The sequence below is a fragment of the Humidesulfovibrio sp. genome (genome assembly GCF_035560995.1).
In the GTDB taxonomy this organism is placed as follows: domain Bacteria; phylum Desulfobacterota; class Desulfovibrionia; order Desulfovibrionales; family Desulfovibrionaceae; genus Humidesulfovibrio.
Map to the genome: position 1 here is coordinate 1 of NZ_DATMYK010000363.1, position 3,900 is coordinate 3,900.

5 protein-coding genes and 2 pseudogenes are annotated in these 3,900 nt (G+C 68.6%); all 7 read left to right on the top strand.

What is annotated here, in order from left to right; all coding sequences use genetic code 11:
• Positions 1-334, top strand: a pseudogene (locus VN419_RS14370) (tRNA (N6-isopentenyl adenosine(37)-C2)-methylthiotransferase MiaB); the annotation flags it as partial.
• Positions 331-939, top strand: coding sequence for a DUF4416 family protein (locus VN419_RS14375; RefSeq protein ID WP_325647906.1), 609 nt, complete (start codon positions 331-333; stop codon positions 937-939). The pseudogene VN419_RS14370 and the gene VN419_RS14375, both read left to right, overlap by 4 nt.
• Positions 930-1,811, top strand: a complete 882-nt coding sequence (locus VN419_RS14380) for a YicC/YloC family endoribonuclease (RefSeq protein WP_325647907.1) — start codon at positions 930-932, stop codon at positions 1,809-1,811. Before VN419_RS14375 ends, VN419_RS14380 begins: the two co-directional genes overlap by 10 nt.
• A gap of 4 nt (positions 1,812-1,815) precedes the next feature.
• Complete coding sequence (locus tag VN419_RS14385) at positions 1,816-2,112, top strand: DUF370 domain-containing protein (protein ID WP_325647908.1); 297 nt, start codon at positions 1,816-1,818, stop codon at positions 2,110-2,112.
• On the top strand, positions 2,112-2,768 hold the full coding sequence (gmk, locus tag VN419_RS14390; RefSeq protein ID WP_325647909.1) for a guanylate kinase: 657 nt from the start codon (positions 2,112-2,114) through the stop codon (positions 2,766-2,768). Before VN419_RS14385 ends, gmk begins: the two co-directional genes overlap by 1 nt.
• Before the next feature lie 20 nt (positions 2,769-2,788).
• Positions 2,789-3,556, top strand: a complete 768-nt coding sequence (gene pyrF, locus VN419_RS14395; protein ID WP_414652943.1) for an orotidine-5'-phosphate decarboxylase — start codon at positions 2,789-2,791, stop codon at positions 3,554-3,556.
• Positions 3,557-3,563: 7 nt separating this feature from the next.
• A pseudogene (locus tag VN419_RS14400) lies at positions 3,564-3,900 on the top strand (single-stranded-DNA-specific exonuclease RecJ); the annotation flags it as partial.

A 3,900-nucleotide genomic window follows, 5' to 3' on the forward strand; every position in this document is an offset into this window, starting at 1 on the left:
CTATTCGCCCCGGCCGGGCACTGCGGCCTCGCGCTTGGTCGACCCGCTGCCCAAGGCCGAGCGCACGGCGCGCGCGGCCCGGCTGCGCGGCCTGGCCGAGTCCAAGAGGCGCGCCTTCCAGAAGGAACTGTGCGCGCTGCCGCGGCTTACCGTGCTGATGGAAAACAACGACAGAGGGCAGGGCGTGTGCGAGTATTACGCCGCCTGTCAGGTGGAAATGCCGCAGGACGCGCCAGCCTTCCGCCCGGGCACCCTGGTGGTCGCGCGGCCGCAGGGCGTGGTGGACGGCCGCATCGTCGTCCGCGTCAGCGGCGTTGCGGAGGCGGGCGAATGAGCATCCCGCGCGAGCCCCAGCCGGGCAAGGCCGTTTTTTCCGTACTGGCGCAGGAATCCTGGTGGGACGCGGGCGGGAAGGACGGCTGGCTGCCCCTGCACGCCGAGCTGGTGGAGCGCTTCGGCCCGGTGGACTACAAGTCCGGGCTCCTGCCCTTCGACCACACGGGCTACTACGAGGAGGAGCTGGGCAGGCCGCTGTTCCGGCGCTTGCTCGGCTTCGAGCGCCTGGTGCCCCTGGACGGCCTGCGGGACATGAAGCTGGCCACCAACAAACTGGAGCGCGCTCACGCCCGGCCCGACGGCACGCGCCGGGTGAACCTGGATCCCGGACTCCTCACCCTGGAGCGGCTGGTGCTGGCCTCGGGCAAGAATTTTACGCACCGCGTGTACCTGGGGTCGGGCATCTGGGCCGACCTGACGCTCATCTACAACAAGCGCCAGGGCTGGGTGGATTTGCCCTGGACCTTCCCCGACTATGCGACCGAAGACATGAAACGGCGCTTGACTGCGCTGCGCAGCCTGTACAAAACAACCATAGAGGGCGGCGAGGCGATGTGCGCCGAAGACGGCCGCCCCAAGCAAGGAGAATCACCGTGCCCATGAGCATGACCGGCTTCGGCCGTGTGGAGACCAATGCCGAGGAATTCAGCCACGTCTGGGAGATCCGCAGCGTGAACAACCGCTTCCTGGACGTGAAGTGGCGCATGCCCTCGGTGTTGCGCAGCCTGGAGACGCGCTTCGACAAGATCCTGCGCAAGAACGCCTCGCGCGGGCGCGTGGACATCAGCCTGAGCGTGGAGACCCGCAGCGCGGCGCTTCTTGGCGTGAGCCTGAACGCCGCCCAGGCCGGGGCCATGTTGGACCAGCTGCGCGCCCTGGCGAAGGACCAGGGCGTGGACTTCGCCCCGGATATGAACCGCCTGCTGTCCGCTTCCCATCTCTGGCGCGACGACTCCGCCGAGCCGGACCCCGGCCTGGCCAAGAGCCTGGAGCAGGGCTTCCAGAAGGCCCTGAACGACTGGAACGCCTCGCGCCGGGTTGAGGGCGGCGAACTGGCCAAGGACCTCACCGCGCGCTTCGCCCGCCTGCGCGTGCTGGCCGCCGCCGTGGCCGCGCGCGTGCCCGTGGTGTTGAAGGACAAGCAGGCCGCCACGGCCGAGCGTCTGACCGCCCTGGTGGCCCAAGCCGGCATGACCTTCACCGAGGAACGCCTGGCCCAGGAAGTGGCCGTGCTGGCCGACCGTCTGGACGTCTCCGAGGAGATCACCCGCTTGGCCGCGCATCTGGACCGCCTGGATGAGGCCGTGGCCGGAAACGGCGAAGCGGGCAAGCGCCTGGACTTCCTCATCCAGGAGGCCTTCCGCGAGATCAACACCTGCGGCAACAAGGCCCAGGATGTGGAAGTGAGCCGCTTGACCGTGGACTTCAAGGTCGAGCTGGAAAAATGCCGCGAACAGGTGCAGAACATCGAGTAACGCCATGGACAAAATCACGCAGAAGACGTCGCCGCGCCAGCGGCTGGTGAACCTGGGCTTCGGCAACTTCGTTGTCGCGGCCCGCATCATCGCCATCGTGGACCCGGCCAGCGCGCCCATGCGCAGACTGCGTGAAGACGCGCGCCAGGAGGGGCGGCTCATCGACGCCACTCAGGGCCGTAAGACCCGCGCCATCGTCGTGACTGATTCAAACCATGTCATTCTCTCGGCCATCCAGGCGGAGACCATCGGCCAGCGTTTCCTGGCCGAGGAAAGCGCGAAGACGCGCGAGGAGGAATAATGCGCCCCACGGACGCACCGCTCGACAATCTGCACGGCGGCCGCAAAGGCCTGTGCCTTGTGCTCTCCGCCCCATCCGGCGCGGGCAAGAGCACCCTTGTGGCCCGGCTCAGGGCCGAATTTCCCGGCTTCGGCTATTCCATCTCCTGCACCACGCGGGCGCCCAGGGCGGGCGAGGAGGACGGCGTCCAGTACCACTTCCTGACGCGCGAGACCTTCATCTCCCGCCGGGATGCGGGCCACTTCGCCGAATGGGCCGAGGTGCACGGCAATTTCTACGGCACGCCCAAGGCCCCGGTGGAGCAGATGCTCGCCAAGGGCGAGGACATCCTCTTCGACATCGACGTGCAGGGCGCGTTGCAGCTGAAGCAGGTGTTCCCCCAGGCCCTGTACGTGTTCATCCTGCCGCCTTCCAGGGAGGTGCTTGAACGCCGCCTGCGCGGACGCGGCACCGACGCCCCGGAGGTCATCGAGCGGCGCATGAAGAACGCCCTGGGCGAACTGGAGCAGGCCGGGCACTTCGACTACCACATCGTCAACGACGACCTGGAGGAGGCGGCCGACGAGCTGCGCGCCGTGTATGTGGCGGGCCGCGCCCGGGCCATCTGCCGTCCGGGCCTGCTGCCCGGCCTCATGTCCCAGTGGGAGCGCGCCTGATGCGTCCAGTGAGTCAGCCGCTGCCGAAGCTCGTCGTCGCCCTGGACTTTCAGACCGGGGCCGAGGCCCTGGCCATGGCCCGCAATCTGGCTCCTTTGGTCGCCCCCGGCCAGCCCGACCTGTGGATGAAGGTGGGCCTGGAGCTCTTCGTGGCCGAGGGCCCGCAGATGGTTCGCGAGTTGAAGGCCATGGGCTTCAAGATCTTCCTGGACCTCAAATTCCTGGACATCCCCAACACTGTGCGCGGGGCCGTGCGATCCGCCGTCAAAAGCGGCGCGGACATGCTGAACATCCACGCCTGCGGCGGGGCGGACATGGGCCGCATCGCCGTTGCCGCGCGCGACGAGGCCTACCTAGAATACAAGGACGAGTGCGGCCTGACCGGAAAGCCGCTGCTTTTTGCCGTCACCGTGCTCACCAGCATGCTGGACGTGGACAACCCCATTCTGCGCGGCCGCCCGGCCGCCGAGGTGGTGCTGGAACTGGCGCGCCTGAGCCAGGGCGCGGGGCTGGACGGCGTGGTCTGTTCCGCCCAGGAGGCCGCGCGCATCAAGGAAGCCTGTGGGCCGCAGTTCCTCTGCCTCACGCCGGGCATCCGCGTGCCCGACCCTTCTGCTCCCGCCGACGACCAGCGCCGCGTCATGACCCCGGAAGCCGCCGTGGCCGCCGGATCGGACTTCCTGGTGGTGGGCAGGCCCGTCACCCGCGCAGCCCAGGACAAGGGCGGGCCCGTGGCCGCCGCCCGCGACATCCTGCGCCGCATGGCCACAGCCGCGGCCCAGGCCTAGGCCCGCCATGCCCTGCAACTGGAAGCTGCTTTCCACTGCCCCGGTCCCCGCGAACATCGGCCAGATCGCCGAGGATCTGGGCATCACCCAGGTCATCGCCGAGGTGCTGTGGCGGCGCGGGTTCACCTCCGCCCAGACCATGGACCGCTTTCTTTCCCCCGGCCTGCGCCATTTGCCCAAGCCGGAGGCCATCCCCGGCCTGACGGAATCCGCCCGCGTGCTGGCGCGGGAGATCGACGCCGGGGCGCGCTTCTGCGTCTGGGGCGACTATGACGTGGACGGCATCACCTCCACCACGCTGGTGAAGGACTTTCTCTTTAAGCGCCTGGGGCCGGAGATCGCTC